A 19,132-nucleotide genomic window follows, 5' to 3' on the forward strand; every position below is an offset into this window, starting at 1 on the left:
ACCCCGCCAAGTTGGCGGGGTTTTTTGTGCCTGCGGTTTGCAGCAGGATGAAAAGAGGTGGCTCAGGCTGCAAGCAAATGGCGACGCTTGCCGACCTGTGTCTGGATCTGTTGACATAGCGTTTGAATATTCGGTTCATCCATTTTCTCACGGGAAATATAGATGCCAACCGTGCCTCTGTTATATTCCTCCGCCATCTCGAGTGGGACGATACCGAATTTTGAGAAGTATTCTCCCATGCTGCCTGGATACGGCATGACCGCATTGCTGGTATTCACCAGATCGATGGCAGCCATCAACGAATTGGAGCTGTAAATGATTTTATCATTGAGCTGCATCTCTTCATGCTCTTTCTTTTTGATTGCCATATCCTCGACCAGATGAAGATATTTAGGTTCATCCGTGGTAATCAACAGGCTGGGGTAATAAACCAGATCCTGCTTGCTGCAAACTTTCCCTGAGAGGGGATGTCCAGCTCTGACAAATACGGCATCGCTGGCGGTAAAGAGCGGGATGAATATCAGGCTGTAATGTTTATCCAGACCATGGATTTCATGCCCCAAGAACAGGTCGATATGATTGCCCAGGAGCAAGTCCAGCAGTCTCAGATGATTACCGACTTCGATATTGATGGCGCAAGACGGGTTGGCTGCGCGGTAATGCAGGGTGACAGGTTGCAGCACATGCTGCCACCAGGCGTGACCGGTTCCCACTCTCAGGGGCTGGGCTGCTCGCTCGCGCAGGATGGCGAGTCGTCTGAGGGTGTCATCGTAGATCCGTTGCATCATGCGGGCCTGGGTCAGCAACAACTCGCCGGCTGCCGTCAGCGCCACACCGCCAGCCTGTCTGATGAGCAGGGGCGTACCCAGACTCTCTTCCAGTTTCTTCATGTTGTGGGTCAGCGTTGGCTGGCTCAGCCCCATGTGCCTGGCGGCGAGACTCACGCTTTTGTGGGTCGCGACTTCAATGAATTGTCTGAGGTGTTTGTCCACGGGAAATAACGTACGTTCAGGATCAAGCGGAGCGCCACGCTAGTGCAAGCATGGGTGACTGTCAATCGCCTCCGTGTCGCCGCAACAGTTTTTGTGTGTGTCTCCTCACGTTGTTTTCTATTCGAGTTGACCGGTAACCGAGTTTATTTTGTGAATGGGATCACGCAATACAGCCTGGTTATAGATGATGGCTATCCCGCCATTATGGTCGTCTATGTGTTTTTCAAGGCCTGCTGGTGTAGGCTAGAAAATACAGCTTATGGCTGTCATTAGAATAACGAAATAATAAATAAAGTAACGAAGGGAATATATGAAAATCCATCCATTGGCTTTATCCGTGTCATTGTTGTGCGGCGGAATGCTCTTGTCCGGTTGCAACGATAATAGTTCATCTGCAAGTGATAATACTATTGAGGCGAAAGCCCCCTGGGATTTTGATCTCTATCTGGTCGGGGAGTTCAGCGGTTGGGATCGTGAAGAGAAGTTCAAACTGGTCTTCAAAGATGGAATATATCGATTGGACAACCTGAAGATGAATTCAGGCATGTCACCGTTCAAGGTCGCGGGCCCCGAATGGACGAAATATCCTGACTTTTCTGCCGATAGCCGCAACGAGACCAGCATCTTCCCCGAACGGCGCTATCCCATGTACTACCAGAATAACGGACAGAACAATCGCTTGGTGGTGACCGAAAAAGGGCTGCTCGATATTCAGGTCAAGGTGACCAATGCCGATCTGGCGGCCCCCGTCGTCGAATTTACCATGGTGCGTGATGACCCCAATTACGCTGAAAACCTCTATCTGAAGGGCATAGACGGCAATCTCGAACCGCTCTTGCAGATGATCTACCAGGGCGACAAACGCTATGTGGTGGTGGCCAGGCTGGCTCCCGGAGAGCACAAGATTAAGATGGCCTCTGCCCAGGACGGGATCGGCTTTGGTACCAGCGGCACCCTGTCATTGAATGATCCCGCCAGGATGCAGCGCTGTGACAGCAGTTGCCAGCTGGCATCCCTGTCGGTGTCACAGGCGGGATATTACAAGTTTGTCCTCGATGCCAGTGAGGATGAAAAGGCCCCTGTGTTGCTGATCAATGCCGCGACGGACGAGGATCTGCGCTTGATCAATCCTCATGAGGGGCATGAGCTTATCGAGAAGCGGGAATACCAGACCCATATACCCGGGGTCAAGGAGGTTGCCACCTTCTCGGTCAAGCAGGCCGGGGCCGACTATCGCAGCTATGCCCAGTCGACGACCCAGGAGCTGCGGGATCCGGGGGATAGCTTCACCACCTATCAGGAGCAGGCCGATCTGCCCCGGCTGCGTTCGGGCAACATGGTGTTTGACGCCTTGTTTACGCTGGCGACACACGAGATGCGCCAAAACAGCGTGTCCCAGGTCAAGGATGGCAGTTACGGCGGCGGTCAGGCGATCCCCTGCGACTGCTTCGAAACGGGGGCCAAGTGGCATTATGTCTGGACGCGGGATCTCTCTTACGCCACCGATCTGGGGCTGGGGGTGCTGGATCCGCAGCGGGCGCGTAACTCCCTGCAGTTCAAGCTCTCCGATTTCAGAACCGAGCTGAAGCAGGGCCTCGACGGCCTGATCCCGCAGGGGCGCCAGATCATTCAGGATACGGGCACGGGGGGCAGCTGGCCCATCAGCACCGATCGCATGGGGTGGGCACTGGCGGCCGAGCAGGTGTTGGCGGCATTGCCGGCCGAGGAGCGCAGCGCCTTCCTGCCCGAGGCGTTTGAGGGGCTGCGCAATACCATTGAGAGCGATCGCCTGGCGGCCTTCGATAATGGCGATGGCCTCTATGGCGGGGAGCAATCCTTCCTCGACTGGCGTGACCAGACCTATGCCAAGTGGATCAAGACCGATATCGCCCACATCGGCATGAGCAAGTCCCTCTCCACCAATGTCCTCCACTACCAGGGTCTGATGCTGGCAGCGCACCTGGCCGCCGAGCTGGGCCAGGATGAGCTGGTGACTCGCTACAGCCAATGGGCCGCCGCGCTCAAGCAGGCCATCAATCGGGCCTTCTGGCTGGCAGATGAGAAGATGTATGCCAGCCTGATCAATACCGCTACGGATCCGAGCCCGGCCTACAAGTTCGATCTGCTGGGGGAGTCCCTTGCCATCCTGGCGGGCATTGCCGATGAGGCGCAGGCCAGGGAGATCGTCAGCCGCTATCCCATTGGGCCTTATGGTGCCCCTGTCTATTTCCCGCAGCAGCCCGATATGCCGGTCTACCATAACCGTGCCATCTGGCCCTTTGTCTCCGCCTACGGACTGAAGGCGGCGGCCAGGGTGCAGAACGTGGCCGTGGCCGATCGCCATGTCGACTCCATGATGCGTGGGGCCGCGCTCAACCTCTCCAACATGGAGAATCTGGAGTGGCTCTCGGGCCAACCCTCTCTGATGGATCTGGCTCAACCCGACTTGACGGGGCCTGTCATCAACTCCCAGCGTCAGCTCTGGTCCGTTGGTGGCTATATCGGCATGGTGACCAACACCCTGTTTGGCTACAACGTGGAAGAGCAGGGGATCCGTGTCTCGCTCTTTGTCACCAGTCACCTGCACAGGCTGATGGGCGCCAGACCCGAGGCCGTGCTCAAGGGGCTGAATTACCGTGGCAAGCAGATCGAGATCAAGCTGCAGCTCCTGGATGTCGGGGAGGAGGGCAGTTACTACCCGGTGCGCGGCATCATGCTCAACGGTGCCCCCGTGGGGGAGTTGATCAGCGAGGATATGCTGGCTGCCAGCAACCAGATCGAGGTCCAGTTGGGGGCCGGCATTGCCGATGAACAGGGGATCCGCCTGATCGAGGACGCGGCACCGCTGGACGTGGAAAACCGCAAGGTATTCGCACCGACCGAGCCCACCCTGCTGGGAGTGACCGAGCAAGCTGGCAAGCTGGTCGTCACATGGCAGGACAGCGTCAATAAAGGGGCGCTCAGCTACAACCTGTATCGCGATGGCAAGCTGGTCGCCAAGGGACTCGAGACGGCGGGAGAGTGGGTCGATGACCTGCGGCTGCAACCTGGCATGGCCTATTGCTACAGCGCGGAGGCCATCTATCCCGAGTCCGGTAACCGCTCCCATCATGCCAAGCCGGTGTGCTACCAGCCAGAGACCCAGCGCATCGCGGTCGATGCTGTCACGGTGTCGCATACCGGCACCCTCACGGCAGCCGATACGGCCATCTCCATGCCCTATCTGAAAGATTGGGGCCGCCCGGAGGATACCGTCCTGGTGCGCAATGTCACACTGGATGGTCAGCGCGCCATTCGCCTGCAGTACAGCAATGCCCAGCACGCCATCAATCTGGGGGTGACCAACGGGGTGAAGCGGATATCCGTGCTCAGTAAGGGCCTGGTGGTCGCAGGCGGCACTGTGCAGATGCCCCATGTGATGAAGGAGGGGGAGATCAAACCGCTGCGAGACTCGACCCCTGTCATCGTTAACGTGCCGGCAGGGCAGTACGACATCCTGGTGAGCGACTTCTATAACATGAGCTATCTGAAGGCGAACGATACCTACAACGATGCCGGCGGGCGGGGCGGGCCGGTCAACCTGATCGATCTGGCCAGCATCACTGTCTCGGCTCGTTAAGCCAACTCAGCGGACAAGCCGGGCTGTGGCCCGGACTTGTCCCGCTGAAGAGTGCAAAAAGCCCTGCCACTCTGGCAGGGCTTTTCTGTATTGGTGGTGGCTCAGCCCAAGCCTGGAAAGTGCCCTGGCTGTTGCGGGGAGAAGGCGCCACTGCGATGGCCGCAGCGGAAATGACAAGGCCCCGTCAACATCCGTTGGCGGGGCCTTGTCATTGGGGGATTTAATACCGGCTCTGGCTTAGAGCGCCGGCAACAGTCCCATGCTGACGCTCACCTGCACCCCGACGATCAGCACGCCCATGGCACCGGCCAGGCCCAGGGCCAGCACGCCACCCGGGGCGCGGTAGTGGTGCGTCTCGGCCTGCTTGCGGCTCTGCCACACCAGGGCCACCGGCAGCAGTACCGCCAGTATCGCCAGCGCAATGGCGGCGTAGCCGAGCGCCATGATGAAGCCCTGCGGGAAGTAGAGGGCAAACAGCAGGGGCGGCACGAAGGTGATGAGGCCGGTTTGGGTGCGGCCCTGCCAGTTGTCCTTGCGACGGGTCACCTTGGCCATGAAGTCAAACAGCCCCAGGGTCACCCCGAGGAAGGAGGTGGCCAGCGCCAGATCGGCAAACAGGTGCATGGCCTGGTTGAAGGCGGGCCAGCTTACCAGCTTGCCGACGTTAGCCAGCAGGCTGTCCAGCGCGCCACCGCTCTGGAGCAGGGCCTGTTGACCCAGCAAACCCAGGATGGCGACCTGCCACAGCACGTAGAGGATGAGCGGCAGGGCAGAGCCCCACACGAAGACCCGGCGCAGCTGCTTGGGGCAGTCCCCCAGGTAGAGCATCACGCTTGGGATGGAGCCGTGAAAGCCGAACGAGGTGAAGATGACCGGCAGACCCGCCAGCAACAGCCCCTGACCGAGCGGCAGGGAGAGCAGGTGCTGCCCTTCGGTGCGCGGCAACAGCAGCGCCAGCACCGCCACCATGATCACCAGCTTGACGGTGAACATCAGCCGGTTGAGGTAATCCACCTGCTTGGTGCCGACACAGACCATGCCGCCAAACAGCAGGGTAAAGGCCCAGGCCGCCTGCTCCTGACTGAGGGGGAGGCCGGCATCGGCCAGCGCCTGAGCCAGCAGGCTGCTGCCGCCGCTGATGTAGGCGGAGGCCAGCGAGTAGAACAGCATCAGGATGCAGAAGGAGGCGATGCGCTTGCCCCAGGGGCCGAGCAGGTGATCCGCCAGCTGGTGCAGGTACCACTTGCCGGTGTTGAGGCTGGCTTCCACCTGCAGCATGGCGGTAAAGGCCATCAGGGCCCAGAGACCGATCATCAGCAGCAGGGTGGCGGGGCCGCCGAGCGACGAAGAGGCCAGCGGCAGGGCCAGCATGCCGGCGCCTATGGTGGTGCCGGCAATCAACAGGGTACATCCCAGGGTTTTGGTATTCATGGTGTCCATCCGAATCGAGAAACTGCGCGGTGCGCAGCAGGCATATGAGGTGTTGGCAAGGCGCCTCCGGGGTCGAGACCGGAGGCTAGCAATATCGGAGTGAACCCATCGTTACGAAAAGCCTGTGGTTGTAAAAGTTGGTTGCCAAGTTAACGGATCAAAATGGTGGAAACAAGCCTGAAAAAGCGGATTTTGTACTGGGTTGGCAGAATATGTGGAAATAAATGATGACAGATATGGTTTTAGACTGGTGAAAAAACGCGCCGCTGCGAGGGGGGGCCGCAGCGGCGCGCCATGGAGAGGGGATCAGCGGCGGCGTTTGAGGGTGCGGCTCACATAGTGGAGGCCGCACTGATATTCGCCGCCAATCGCCTTGAGGGCCAGCTCCAGCGCCTGGCTGGCGAGGGCATCGTGCTGCTGGGGGAGGGAGTTGATGCCAAAGGGGAGGAAATCGAGCAGGCGATCATCGCCGAAGGTGGCCATGGCGAGCCGGCTCATGTCGGTCTCCTGCTCAAGCAGATAGTCGAGCACCCCCTCCATCAGGATGTAGGAGGTGGCCACCAGTGCCTGGGGCAGCTGGCCGAGCTGTTGATGCAGCGTCTTGATCAGGCGATAGCCTTCGGCGCGGGAGAAGTGGGCCCCTTCACACAGATGGCAAGCCGTGCTGTGGCTGGCAACAGCCTGCTCGAAGCCCGCTTTGCGTTCACGGCTGATCGTGAGCACCGGCAGCGCGGTGATCAAAGCGATGTGCGTGATTGCCGGCGAGAGCAGGGAGGCGGTGAGATCAAAGCTCGCCTTCTGGTTCTCGCTGGCGACGGTGACGAACTTGTCGGCCGCCATGGCCCGGTCGATGGCGAGCACCTGGATGCCGCGCGTCTGCAGGCCGAGGTAGAAGGGATCTTCGGGCGGCAGGCAACTGGCCACCAGCAGCGCATCCACGTGGCGGCTGGCCAGCATCTCGGCCAGCTCCTTCTCGGTGGCGGGGTCATCTTCCGAGCAGACGATCAGCAGCTGATAACCCTGTACCCGCGCCCCTTGCTCCAGCCGTTTGGCGAGCTTGGCGTAACTGGCGTTCTCCAGGTCGGGCAGGATAAAGCCCAGGGTCCTGGTCTGGCCACCGCGTAGGGAGGCGGCGCGGCTGTCCGGCTGATAGTTGTGGGCGGTGACCACCGCCATCACCTTGTCGCGGGTAGCCTGGCTGATGCGGTATTGGTCGGCCTTGCCATTGATCACATAGCTGGCCGTGGTGCGCGAGACACCGGCGAGGGCGGCGATTTCATCCAGTTTCATCATGTTGGCTCTGTTTGAGTTGCAAGGCCCACGGGCACTGCCTGGTGAGGGCACCGAAAAGTGTGCGCGGGATCATATCATTGCAAAGCACTCTTTGTGGGTACTTGATCAATTCGCTGAAACGATTCAGTCTGAGTGTAAGTGAAACGATTCAGCTTGTCAGCAGACAATCGATGGCCGGGCATAAAAACCCGGCATGGCTCCCGAAGGGATGCAATCCGGTCTATTGTCAGCTGGCGAGTGGCACGAATGGTTATGTTTGATGCGCCGGTACGGTCAGACCGCCCGGCACCTGATGGAGAATCTCTATGTTGAAGTTGGCGCGACAGCAGATCCTGCTGGGGCAGTCGGTGGCGACCAAGGCCGAAGCCATTGCCCTGTTGGCAGGCAAACTGACCGAAGCCGGTCTGGTGGAGGCGGGGTACGTGGAGGGCATGCTGGCCCGTGAAGCGCAGCACGCCACCTATCTTGGCAGCGGCATCGCCATTCCCCACGGCACCACCGACACCCGGCATCTGGTGAAGAGCACAGGCGTCATGGTGGCCCAGTTCCCCAATGGCATCGAATGGGATGAGGGGCAGATCGCCTACGTCGCCATCGGCATCGCCGCCAAGTCCGACGAACATCTGGGCATTTTGCGCCAGCTCACCCACGTGCTGGGTGACGAGCAGGCGGCAGCCCAGCTCAAAGAGGCCACCGATGCCGACGCCATCATCAATATCCTGACCGGTGCGACTGCGCCCAAAGAGGTGCAGTTCCTGGCCCTGGCCGACTTCCCGGCAGACGATCGCGATCAGCTGCTGCTGGGCGCCGCCGCCCGCGCCAAATCCGCCGGCTGGGGCGATGCCGCCATGGTGAGCGCGCTCTTGGCAAGTGAACCCGCCTACCTGGGCGAGGGGATCTGGCTTGCTCGTGCGCAAGCTGCCCAGACCGGTTGGGTGCTGGCCACGCCTAGCACTGCACTGAACGCAGGGGATCTGCCGGTCAGCGCCCTGCTGCTGCTGTGCGCCGCAGATAGCGGCCATCTGGCGCAGCTCGACAACCTGGCCAAGCTGGCGGCTGCCGGTCAGCTCGCCACCTTGGCTGGTAGCGAGGGGCTGGCCATGCTGCAAGCGGGCCCGGCGAGCGGTCTTAGTGAAACCTTCACCATCATCAACCCCCACGGGTTGCACGCCCGTCCGGGCGCCATGCTGGTCAAGGTGGCCAAGGAGTATGAATCCGACATTCGGGTGGCGAACCTGGATGGCAGCGGCGAGGCGGTCTCCGCCAAGAGCCTGATGAAGGTGATCGGCCTTGGCGTCAAGTGTGGCCATCGTCTGGCGTTTCGCGCCGAAGGGGCTGATGCCGAAGCGGCCCTCAAGGGCATAGGCGCCGCCATTGCTGCCGGTCTGGGCGAGGGGGCGCACTGATGGACATAGTGACCATCACCCTCAACCCGGCGCTCGATCTCACCGCCCGTCTGGAGGCGATGAGCCTGGGCGAGGTGAACCTGGTGAACGAGGCCAACCTGCGTGCGGCGGGCAAGGGCATCAACGTGGCCATGGTGCTCAAGGACTTGGGCCGCGACGTAGGCGTCACTGGCTGGCTTGGCGCCGATAACCAGCAGAGCTTCGTCTCCCTGTTTACGGAGCGTGCCCTGGCCGATCACTTCGTGCGCGTGGCGGGCAGCACCCGCATCAACGTCAAGATCTCCGAGCAATCCGGCCGGGTCACCGATCTCAATCTGCCGGGGCTCACCATCCATGAGGGTGAAGTGGGCGCGTTGGAGCAGGCCATCGACGAATTGGCCCCTCACGCCGACTGGTTTGTGCTGGCAGGCAGCCTGCCCAAAGGGGTGGCCCCCGATTACTGTGCCCGCCTCATTCGCCTGCTCAAGGCCAAAGGCAAGCAGGTGATCTTCGATTGCAGCGGCGCGGCGTTAAGCGAAGGGATCAAGGCGGCGCCGACCCTGGTCAAACCCAATCTGGAGGAGCTCGGCCAGTGGGCCGGCCGCCCCGTCAAGACCCTGAGCGAGCAGGCCGAGTGTGCCCGTGCGCTGCAGGCCAGCGGGATCCCCAACGTGGTGATCTCCAACGGCGCCGACGGCCTCATCTGGTTTGCACCGGATGCCGTCTGGCAGGCCATTCCGCCGCGCATGCAGGTGGTCAGCACGGTCGGTGCCGGTGACTCCCTGGTCGCCGGTCTCGCCCATGGTCTCAGCCTTGGCTGGACGCCGGAGCAGACCCTGCGCCTCGCCACCGCCGTCTCGGCGCTGGCGGTCAGCCAGGTGGCGGTCGGCTTTGACGATATCAGTGTGCTCAACCCCTTGCTTGAACAGGTGCGCGTACAGCGTCTGGATGCGTTGGCACCGGTTCAATGCCATACCCCCTCAATGGAAAACTCAGGAGATGCCCAATGAAAGCAATCTTGGTTACGGCTTGCCCGGCGGGCATTGCCACCAGCTTTCTCGCTGCAAAACGGATAGAACAGCAGGCCAAACTGGCAGGCTGGGAGCTCACCCTCGACGTCGGCTCCAGCGTGCAGCCCCGTCAGGTGCCGAGCAAGGAGCAGATTGCCGCCGCCGAGCTGGTGCTGGTTGTTGCCAGCGCCCCGGTGGATCTCGCCGCCTATGACGGCAAGCGGGTCTATCAGGGCAGCATGGATCTCGCCCTGCAGGATCCGGCCGCCTTGCTGGACGCCGCCGCCAGCGGCGCCAGCGTCTATCGCCATCAAGCCGTCTCCGCCGTTGCCAATGCTGCCACAAAACCGGCCGCCGCTGGCAAACGCATCGTCGCGGTGACCGCCTGTCCGACCGGGGTGGCTCACACCTTTATGTCGGCAGAAGCGCTGGAGACCATGGCCAAACAGCTGGGTCATCAGATCAGAGTCGAAACCCAAGGCTCGGTCGGTGCCCAGAACGCCCTGACTGCCGAGGAGATTGCAGCCGCCGATCTGGTGTTCCTCGCCACCGACATCGAGGTGGACATGGCCCGTTTCGACGGCAAGCCGGTCTATCGCACCAGCACGGGCGCGGCGCTCAAGAAGACCCGCGCCGAGCTCGACAAGGCGTGGAGCGAGGCGAAAACCTATCGTCACAGCGGCGCCAGCCAACCCAAGAAAGAGGAAAAAGCTGGCCCCTACAAGCACCTGCTGACCGGTGTTTCTTTCATGCTGCCCATGGTGGTGGCGGGCGGCCTCATCATCGCGCTCTCGTTCGTGTTCGGGATCGAGGCGTTCAAGGTGGAAGGCACCCTGGCGGCGGCCCTGATGAAGATCGGTGGCGGCTCCGCCTTTGCCCTGATGATCCCGGTGCTGGCCGGCTACATTGCCTACTCCATCGCTGACCGCCCGGGCCTCGCCCCCGGCATGATCGGGGGCATGCTGGCAAGCTCGCTGGGTGCCGGTTTCCTTGGCGGCATAGTCGCCGGTTTCCTGGCCGGTTACAGCGCCAAGTACCTGAGCGACAAGGTGCGCCTGCCGGTGACCCTGGAAGCGCTCAAGCCCATCCTGATCATTCCGCTGTTTGCCAGCCTGTTTACCGGTCTGGTGATGATCTACGTGGTGGGCGGCCCGGTGGCCGGCATCATGAATGCCATGACCGAGTTCCTCAACAACATGGGCTCTGCCAACGCCGTGCTGCTGGGTGTCATCATCGGTGCCATGATGTGCTTCGACATGGGTGGCCCGGTCAACAAGGCAGCCTACGCCTTCGGGGTCGGCCTGCTGGCCTCCAAGACCTACGCTCCCATGGCAGCCGTGATGGCCGCCGGCATGGTGCCGGCACTGGGGATGGGGATCGCCACCTTCCTGGCCCGCACCAAGTTCATCAAGGCGGAGCAGGAAGCGGGCAAGGCCTCCTTCGTGCTGGGTCTGTGCTTCATCTCCGAGGGGGCCATCCCGTTTGCCGCCAAGGATCCGATGCGGGTCATCCCGGCCTGCATGGCGGGTGGTGCGCTGACCGGTGCGCTCTCCATGCTGTTCGGCTGCGAGCTGATGGCCCCCCACGGCGGTCTGTTCGTGCTGTTTATCCCGAACGCCATCAGCAACGTCATGATGTATATCGTGGCGATTGCGGCAGGCTCGCTGCTGACCGGGGTGGCTTACGCCATGCTCAAGCGCGGTGAAGAGCAGGCCAAGCTGGCCACGGCATAAGCCTTGCCATCCGACAACATCTCATAGTGTCAAAAAGAAAAGCGGCCTGCGGACCGCTTTTTTATGTTGCTCATCAAAGGAAGGGGGAAACTAGAAGTCCCAACCCGGTTGCTCTTGCGGTTCGTTCTGGGCTGCCTCCAGCGCTTTGCGGCGGGCCGCCTCCACCCGCGCCTTGCGGCCCCGGCACAGGCGCATCACCTCCTGCTGCTGAGCCGGGGTCATGGTAAGCCAGTTGAAGCGCTCTTCGCGGCTGCGCAGGCACCCCTTGCAGTAGCCCTTGTTGTTCACTTCACAGACCCCGATGCAGGGGCTCTGCAGCGGGAAGATCTCGAGCTGTTCCATCCATGGCCCCTCACACCTTGTTACCTTGTTATAACCCAGAAGATCCCCTTTGGAGAAATCCGTCGTCGCAGGCTTGAAGGCGTTTGCTTTCCCCCTGCAAATTTGGCATCTTCCCCGCCGAACATGACGCTTGGTGTTATATGAGGACATATGAATAAACACGCGTACTGGCTGACCGCCGCTGTGCTGGGGTTGGCCGGTTGTGCGGGCAACTCTGAGCAAGCCCAGGTGCCCAAAAACAAACCTGATGCCAGATGTTTTCTCAACTGCGAGGTGCCGGAAAATCTGGGCAAGCAGTATCTGGACGGCATGCTGCCCGACGATCTGGTGCGGGTTGAGCGCGTCAACAGCCGCGTGCGCGCCGACTACAGCAAGTTCGGCCCCCAGAGCAGGTTGGTGCTGGAGCGCTCCGGCAAGATGACCCGCCGCTATGGCGAACTCTATCATCAGCTCTCCCGCTGGGTGGCGAACGGCGGCAATCCCGCCGACATTACCCGCTACGGCATCAGCCTGGCCCAGCTGGGGGGCTCGGATCGGATGGGCAACGTGCTGTTCACCGGTTACTACTCGCCGGTGCTGGAGGTGCGCCACCGCCCGGATGCGAAATACAAGTACCCCATCTACGCCATGCCCAACTGCGGCAGTCGTTGTCCGACCCGGGCCCAGATCCACCAGGGGGCGCTGGCCAACCGCGGGCTGGAGCTGGGCTACAGCAAGTCTCTTATCGACAACTTCCTGATGGACGTGCAGGGCTCGGGCTTTGTTCACTATGGCGATGACGACAGGCTGCAGTATCTGGGCTACAGCGGCAAGAACGGTCACGGTTACGTCAGCATCGGCCGGGTGCTGATCGATCGCGGCGAGGTGCCCAGGGAGCAGATGTCCATGAAGGCCATCAAGGAGTGGGCTAACCGTCAGCCGGAGGAGAGCGTCAAGGAGCTGGTGGAGCAGAACCCTTCCTATGTCTTCTTCGAGCGTCGCCCCACCAACGACGTGATCGGGGCCGCCGGCATTCCGCTGCTGCCGATGGCGGCGGTGGCCGCTGACAAGACCCTGCTGCCGATGGGCACGCCGATCCTGGCGGAAGTACCGCTGCTGGACAAAGAGGGTAACTGGACCGGCAAGCATCAGCTGCGGCTGTTGATCGCGCTGGATGTGGGCGGAGCGGTGAAGAAGGGCCACCTCGACCTCTACCACGGCATGGGCGAGAAGGCCGGTGTCGCGGCCGGTCACTACAAGCACTTCGGCCGGGTCTGGAAGCTGGGTCTGCACCATGGGCCGACCGCCGCGCCCTGGCTGTAAGGCCCTGTGGGGGCGGTTGTGCATCAGCCGCCCGAAGGCATAGAGATGGATGTAAAAAAGCCGCCGGAGCAATCCGGTGGCTTTTTGTTTGCTGACGCGAACCTGAGGGGGTCTCAGCCCTTCTTGATGTCGAGCCGGATGGCGCCCACCGGTTTGCAGCAGCAGGGCAGGCACTCTCCCTGCGAGACAAAGGCGAGCGGCACGGCGGCATAGTGCACCTTGCCTGCCAGCAGCGGCGTACGGCAGGCACCGCAATAACCGCTGCGGCACTGGAACTCCACGTGATGACCGTGACGCTCCAGGGTCTCCAGCACGCTCTCGCCGGGGTGGGCGTGCAGCACGCCATCCCGGGTGTGTACCTGCGGTGCGCCCGTCTCGCTCTTGGCGGGGGCGGTGTGCAGGGGCTCGGTCAGCGTGCCGGTGGCGTCACTCACAGCTCGAAATCACCCAGGTCTTCGGCGTTCACTTCGCTGTCGATCTGACCCACCAGGTAGGAACTCACTTCCACTTCCTGCGGGGCGACCTGCACGTTGTCGGAGGAGAGCCAGGTGTTGATCCAGGGGATCGGGTTCTGCTTGGCGCCGGCAAAGGCCGGTTGCAGGCCAACGGCGGCCATCCGCAGGTTGGTGATGTACTCCACGTACTGGCAGAGGATGTCCTTGTTCAGGCCGATCATGGAGCCGTCCTGGAACAGGTACTCGGCCCACTCCTTCTCCTGGATGGCGGCTTCCTTGAACAGATCGAAGCAGGCCTGCTCGCACTCGCGGGCGATCTCGGCCATCTCGGGGTCGTCCTGGCCGCTGCGCATCAGGTTCAGCATGTGCTGGGTACCGGTCAGGTGTAGCGCTTCGTCGCGGGCGATCATCTTGATGATCTTGGCGTTGCCCTCCATCAGCTCGCGCTCGGCGAAGGCGAAGGAGCAGGCGAAGCTGACGTAGAAGCGGATCGCTTCCAGTGCGTTGACGCTCATCAGGCACAGATAGAGCTTCTTCTTGAGCTCGCGCAATGTGATGGTCACCTCGCGGCCGGCCACCTGATGGGTACCTTCACCGTGCAGGTGGTAGAGCGCGGTCGCTTCAATCAGATCGTCGTAGAAGTGGCTGATGGAGCCGGCGCGCTTCAGGATCTGCTCGTTGGTGACGATGTCGTCAAACACCTGGGCGGGGGTGTTGACGATGTTGCGGATGATATGGGTGTAGGAGCGCGAGTGGATGGTCTCCGAGAAGGCCCAGGTCTCGATCCAGGTTTCCAGCTCCGGAATGGAGACCAGCGGCAGCAGCGCCACGTTGGGGCTGCGACCCTGGATGGAGTCCAGCAGGGTCTGGTACTTCAGATTGGAGATGAAGATGTGCTGCTCGTGGGGCGGCAAGGCCTGGAAGTCGATGCGGTCGTGGGAGACGTCCACCTCTTCCGGGCGCCAGAAGAAGGAGAGCTGCTTCTCGATCAGGCGCTCGAACACTTCGTGTTTTTGCTGGTCATATCGGGCCACGTTGACCGACTGGCCGAAGAACATCGGCTCCTTGAGCTGGTCGTTTTGGGTCTGGCAGAAAGTTGAATAGGCCATGGTTGTCGAATATCGCGAAGTAGGGGAAACAGGAGGGCGGGAGTTTGTCGCTCCCGCCCGGTTCATCAGATCTTGCAGGCGCCGCCGGCACAACCGTCATCTTGCAGATCGGTCTGGGCATCGTCCGCACCATCACGGGTGTTGTGATAGTACAGGGTCTTGAGGCCGTATTTGTAGGCGGTCAGCAAGTCCTTGAGCAGCTGCTTCATCGGTACCTTGTTGCCTTCGAAACGGGCGGGATCATAGTTGGTGTTGGCGGAGATCGCCTGATCCACGAACTTCTGCATGATACCGACCAGCTGCAGGTAACCATCGACGCTCGGTTGCTTCCAGAGCAGTTCGTATTGATCCTTCAGGCGGTCATACTCGGGCACCACCTGCTTGAGGATGCCGTCCTTGGAGGCCTTGACAGAGACCAGGCCGCGCGGCGGCTCGATGCCGTTGGTGGCGTTGGAGATCTGGCTGGAGGTCTCGCTCGGCATCAGGGCGGTCAGGGTGGAGTTGCGCAGACCCACGGTGCGGATCTCCTCGCGCAGCGCTTCCCAGTCCAGGTGCAGCGGCTCGTTGCACAGGTTGTCCAGATCCTTTTTATAGGTATCGATGGGCAGGATCCCCTGGGCATAGGTGGTTTCGTTGAAGGCCGGGCAGGGGCCGAACTCGCGGGCCAGCTGCACGGATGCCTTCAGCAGGTAGTACTGGATCGCCTCGAAGGTGCGGTGAGTCAGCGCCAGACCAGAACCGTCGGAGTAGCGGGCACCGTTCTTCGCCAGGTAGTAGGCGTAGTTGATGACGCCGATCCCCAGGGTGCGACGGTTCATGCTGCCCTTTTTGGCGGCCTTGAGCGGGTAGTCCTGATAGTCGAGCAGGGCATCCAGGGCGCGCACGGCCAGCTCGGCCATCTCTTCCAGATCTTCCAGCTTCTCGATGGCGCCCAGGTTGAAGGCCGACAGGGTGCACAGGGCGATCTCGCCATCCTCGTCATCCACGTTGTTGAGCGGCTTGGTGGGCAGCGCAATCTCGAGGCAGAGGTTGGACTGGCGCACCGGCGCCACGCTCGGATCGAACGGGCTGTGGGTGTTGCAGTGGTCCACGTTCTGGATGTAGATGCGACCGGTGCCGGCGCGCTCCTGCATCATCAGGGAGAAGAGATCCACCGCCTTGAGGGTCTTCTTGCGAATGCTCGGATCCTGCTCGTACTTGACGTAGAGCTCTTCGAACTTGTCCTGGTCTGCGAAGAAGGCATCGTACAAACCCGGCGCATCGGACGGGGAGAACAGGGTGATGTCGCCGCCCTTGATCAGGCGCTGGTACATCAGCTTGTTGATCTGCACGCCGTAGTCCATGTGACGGACCCGGTTCTCTTCCACGCCGCGGTTGTTCTTCAGTACCAGCAGGCTCTCAACTTCGGTGTGCCACAGCGGGTAGAACAGGGTGGCCGCACCGCCGCGCACGCCGCCCTGGGAGCAGCACTTCACGGCAGTCTGGAAGTACTTGTAGAAGGGGATGCAGCCGGTGTGGAAGGCTTCACCGCCACGGATGGGGCTGCCCAGACCCCGGATGCGACCGGCGTTGATGCCGATGCCGGCGCGCTGGGACACGTAACGCACGATGGCGCTGGCGGTAGCATTGATGGAATCCAGGCTGTCGTCGCACTCGATCAGCACGCAGGAGCTGAACTGGCGGGTCGGGGTGCGCACGCCGCTCATGATCGGAGTCGGCAGCGAGATCTTGAAGGTCGAGACCGCATCATAGAAGCGCTTGATGTAGTCCAGACGGGTATCTTTCGGATACTTGGAGAAGAGGCAGGCCGCTACCAGGATGTAGAGGAACTGCGGGCTCTCGTAAATTTCGCCGGTGACGCGGTTCTGGACCAGGTACTTGCCTTCCAGCTGCTTGACCGCGGCGTAGGAGAAGTCCATGTCGCGCCAGTGGTCGAGGTGGGTGTTCAGCTCCTCGAACTCGGCCTGGCTGTAGTCTTCCAGCAGGTGCTTGTCGTACTTGCCCATGTCCACCAGCTTGGCGACGTGCTGGTAGAGGTGGGGCGGCTCGAACTGGCCGTAGGCCTTCTTGCGCAGGTGGAAGATGGCCAGACGGGCGGCCATGTACTGGTAGTCCGGGCTTTGCTCGGAGATCAGGTCAGCAGCGGCCTTGATGACGGTTTCGTGGATATCGGCGGTACGGATGCCGTCATAGAACTGGATGTGGGACTTGAGTTCCACCTGGGAGACCGACACGTTGTCGAGACCCTCGGCAGCCCAGTCGAGCACGCGGTGAATTTTATCCAGATCGATGGGTTCTTTGTGGCCGTTACGCTTCGTCACAAACAAGTTCATTGGCTGATGACCTTTAGTTGATTCCCGAAAAACCATCGCACGGCGTTGGCCTCCGGCCCGGGAAGGGCGATGGAGGTGGGTACCTATTGTGCGATGAATCACAAGATATAGTGTTATTTTGAATTCGAGCTACAAGATAGTGAGGTCTGCCCGGCTTTGCAATCTGTGGATAAGGCAATTGCTGTGGATAAATTGTGGGTGTTGTCGATGGAGTTAGTGGACGCTCACAGCGAACGGGTTTTCATCCGTCCGATCCGGTAAATGCAAGTCTGATGATCGAACATGGAAAATTTAAATAACTTTTTTTGCTTGCGAAAACGGGGTGTTTTTACTAGCAAATTCAGCCTGATTATCCCTTGTGCAGCAAGGGTCAAAAGGTGTCCGATCCCGCTGCCGCACTGCTTGTCAAACCGGCAAAACGGGGGATGAATTGCCGATCCTCCGTTTTGCCGATCGAGTGACCAGATGGGCGTCATTTTCACCGCTCAGCTCAAGGGATGGTCGCAAAGCTGCGTCTGATATCCATCTCTTGTGTTATCCACCTGCTGCGTTATCCAAGAGAACCCAGGCGTGGAGCTCCCCCTGATCATCCACTTCTATATGTATCCACGGCAGCCTTGCCCGACTGCTCAGGCAGGCGGCGGCCGCTAATCCAGCTCGTAGCGCAGCCAGTGATGCAGAGCCTGCACGGTATCAAAGTGAAGATCGGCGCCCCACTGGGCGGGATCCTCGTCGTCATTGAGGTAACCCCAACCGGCGACGGCGGTACGCATGCCGGCGTTGCGGCCCGCTTCGATATCCCGCACATGATCCCCCACATAGAGGCAGTGAGCTGCTTCGACCCCCAGCTTCTCACAAGCAAAGAACATGGGGGCGGGGTCGGGCTTGCGTACCGGCAGGGTGTCGGCACTGACAGTGACGCCGCAGCTGGCAAGCTGTGGCAGGGCTGCCAGCAGTGGCTCGGTGAGAAAGCCCGGCTTGTTGGTGACTATGCCCCATGGGAGCTGTTTCTCGTCGAGCCACTCGATAAGATCCACCATTCCCTCATAGGGACGGGTACCGACGCAGAGATTGGCCGCGTAGTAGTCGAGCAGGGCATTGCGCAGGCGGGTGGCCCCCAGCTCTTCAAGCAGTTCGTCGCCGAGGCCCGCTTTCAGCAGCCCGAGCGCTCCGTGGGAGGTGGTCTGACGAATAATATCGTCAGAGAGCGGCGCAAAGCCTTCGCTGATCAGTACATGGTTGACGGCGGCCCCCAGATCCGGGGCTGTGTCGAGCAGGGTGCCGTCCAGATCGAACAGCACACCGTGCAGGGGCAGAGGGTGAGAGGCGCTCATCAACCGTGCTCCGGGCGGACAAACTCCACCATATAGTTGACGTCGACATTCTTGCCGAGCTTGAACTGGTTGGTGAGGGGGGTGTAGTGGACGCCGCTCATGTCCCGCACCAGCAGGCCAGCCGCTTCACCCATGCGACACAGTTCGGCCGGGGTGATGAATTTTTTGTGATCGTGGGTACCCTTGGGCACCATCTTCATCAGGTATTCGGCCCCGATGATCATCATCAGATAGGATTTGGGGTTGCGGTTGATGGTGGAGACGAACACCCGACCGCCCGGGCGCACCAAGGTGGCGATGGCGCGCAACACGGAGGCGGGGTCCGGTACATGCTCCAGCATCTCCATGCAGGTGACCACGTCATACTGGCCGGCGGCCTCCAAGGCATGGGCTTCGGCGGTGATCTGGCGATATTCGAGCTCGACACCCTGCTCAAGGGCGTGCAAGCGGGCGACGCCGAGGGGCTCCTTGCCCATGTCGATGCCGGTGACCTTGGCACCACGGCGGGCCATGCTCTCGGAGAGGATGCCGCCACCACATCCGATATCGAGAATGCGCTTGCCAAACAGACCGCCACTTTTGTCGGTGATCCAGTCAAGGCGTACCGGATTGATTTGATGCAGGGGTTTGAATTCACCCTCCATGTCCCACCAGCGGGAGGCGATGGCTTCAAACTTGGCGATTTCTGTCAGATCGACATTGGCATCACTGTTCATTTTTCGAAGATCCTGTGGCAGGGCGCCCGCTTCTGAGTCATGGGCGCAATCTATTGTCCTGGCGGGCATTATAACGGA

At 61.0% G+C, this 19,132-nt stretch carries 14 protein-coding genes; 5 read left to right on the forward strand and 9 right to left on the reverse strand.

The features are described 5' to 3' along the window. Nucleotides 1-62 precede the first annotated feature (62 nt). The gene (locus AB5Y98_RS18510) at nt 63-992 is read right to left on the reverse strand and encodes a LysR family transcriptional regulator (RefSeq protein ID WP_324052790.1); all 930 of its coding nucleotides are present in this window, start codon (nt 990-992) and stop codon (nt 63-65) included. A gap of 517 nt (nt 993-1,509) precedes the next feature. On the opposite strand from AB5Y98_RS18510, the gene AB5Y98_RS18515 reads away from it, so the two are divergent. Further along, on the forward strand, nt 1,510-4,611 hold the full coding sequence (locus tag AB5Y98_RS18515; RefSeq protein ID WP_368232462.1) for an amylo-alpha-1,6-glucosidase: 3,102 nt from the start codon (nt 1,510-1,512) through the stop codon (nt 4,609-4,611). Between the two features lie 237 nt (nt 4,612-4,848). Here the strand turns inward: AB5Y98_RS18515 and AB5Y98_RS18520 are convergent, their stop codons facing one another. Together AB5Y98_RS18520 and cra are read right to left on the reverse strand one after the other, a co-directional pair. Then, nucleotides 4,849-6,042 carry an aromatic amino acid transport family protein gene (locus AB5Y98_RS18520; RefSeq protein WP_017785303.1) on the reverse strand — a complete coding sequence of 398 codons (1,194 nt, stop codon included), beginning with the start codon at nt 6,040-6,042 and terminating at the stop codon, nt 4,849-4,851. Nucleotides 6,043-6,348: 306 nt separating this feature from the next. Continuing rightward, nucleotides 6,349-7,335: a catabolite repressor/activator gene (gene cra, locus AB5Y98_RS18525; RefSeq protein ID WP_019838764.1), complete on the reverse strand. Its 987-nt coding sequence runs from the start codon at nt 7,333-7,335 to the stop codon at nt 6,349-6,351. Between the two features lie 305 nt (nt 7,336-7,640). On the opposite strand from cra, the gene fruB reads away from it, so the two are divergent. The 3 genes from fruB to AB5Y98_RS18540 are packed head-to-tail and all read left to right on the forward strand — an operon-like array spanning nt 7,641 to nt 11,463. Next, nucleotides 7,641-8,741, forward strand: coding sequence for a fused PTS fructose transporter subunit IIA/HPr protein (gene fruB, locus AB5Y98_RS18530; RefSeq protein ID WP_368232464.1), 1,101 nt, complete (start codon nt 7,641-7,643; stop codon nt 8,739-8,741). Further along, nucleotides 8,741-9,730: a 1-phosphofructokinase gene (gene pfkB, locus AB5Y98_RS18535; RefSeq protein WP_368232466.1), complete on the forward strand. Its 990-nt coding sequence runs from the start codon at nt 8,741-8,743 to the stop codon at nt 9,728-9,730. The genes fruB and pfkB overlap by 1 nt, the downstream gene beginning before the upstream one ends. Further along, nucleotides 9,727-11,463 carry a PTS fructose-like transporter subunit IIB gene (locus tag AB5Y98_RS18540; protein WP_368232468.1) on the forward strand — a complete coding sequence of 579 codons (1,737 nt, stop codon included), beginning with the start codon at nt 9,727-9,729 and terminating at the stop codon, nt 11,461-11,463. Before pfkB ends, AB5Y98_RS18540 begins: the two co-directional genes overlap by 4 nt. 90 nt (nt 11,464-11,553) lie before the next feature. Here AB5Y98_RS18540 and AB5Y98_RS18545 read toward each other — a convergent pair whose 3' ends face one another. Beyond that, a complete protein-coding gene (locus tag AB5Y98_RS18545; RefSeq protein WP_017780135.1) occupies nt 11,554-11,805 on the reverse strand; it encodes a DUF1289 domain-containing protein in 252 nt (83 codons plus the stop codon). Between the two features lie 150 nt (nt 11,806-11,955). On the opposite strand from AB5Y98_RS18545, the gene mltA reads away from it, so the two are divergent. Then, nucleotides 11,956-13,107, forward strand: coding sequence for a murein transglycosylase A (mltA, locus tag AB5Y98_RS18550; protein ID WP_005300625.1), 1,152 nt, complete (start codon nt 11,956-11,958; stop codon nt 13,105-13,107). 113 nt (nt 13,108-13,220) lie between these two features. On the opposite strand, the gene yfaE is transcribed toward mltA, so the two are convergent. From yfaE to ubiG, 5 genes are all read right to left on the reverse strand, one after another. Beyond that, nucleotides 13,221-13,541, reverse strand: a complete 321-nt coding sequence (yfaE, locus tag AB5Y98_RS18555; protein ID WP_010634047.1) for a class I ribonucleotide reductase maintenance protein YfaE — start codon at nt 13,539-13,541, stop codon at nt 13,221-13,223. Further along, complete coding sequence (gene nrdB / locus AB5Y98_RS18560; protein ID WP_010634046.1) at nt 13,538-14,671, reverse strand: class Ia ribonucleoside-diphosphate reductase subunit beta; 1,134 nt, start codon at nt 14,669-14,671, stop codon at nt 13,538-13,540. Before nrdB ends, yfaE begins: the two co-directional genes overlap by 4 nt. 65 nt (nt 14,672-14,736) lie before the next feature. After that, nucleotides 14,737-17,004: a class 1a ribonucleoside-diphosphate reductase subunit alpha gene (gene nrdA / locus AB5Y98_RS18565; RefSeq protein WP_010634045.1), complete on the reverse strand. Its 2,268-nt coding sequence runs from the start codon at nt 17,002-17,004 to the stop codon at nt 14,737-14,739. A 647-nt stretch (nt 17,005-17,651) separates the two neighbouring features. After that, nucleotides 17,652-18,338, reverse strand: coding sequence for an HAD family hydrolase (locus tag AB5Y98_RS18570; RefSeq protein WP_368232470.1), 687 nt, complete (start codon nt 18,336-18,338; stop codon nt 17,652-17,654). After that, a complete protein-coding gene (gene ubiG / locus AB5Y98_RS18575) occupies nt 18,338-19,054 on the reverse strand; it encodes a bifunctional 2-polyprenyl-6-hydroxyphenol methylase/3-demethylubiquinol 3-O-methyltransferase UbiG (protein ID WP_368232472.1) in 717 nt (238 codons plus the stop codon). The genes AB5Y98_RS18570 and ubiG overlap by 1 nt, the downstream gene beginning before the upstream one ends. Between the last annotated feature and the right edge of the window lie 78 nt (nt 19,055-19,132).

Source organism: Aeromonas sp. s3 (genome assembly GCF_040907805.1).
Classification (GTDB): Bacteria; Pseudomonadota; Gammaproteobacteria; order Enterobacterales; family Aeromonadaceae; genus Aeromonas; species Aeromonas dhakensis.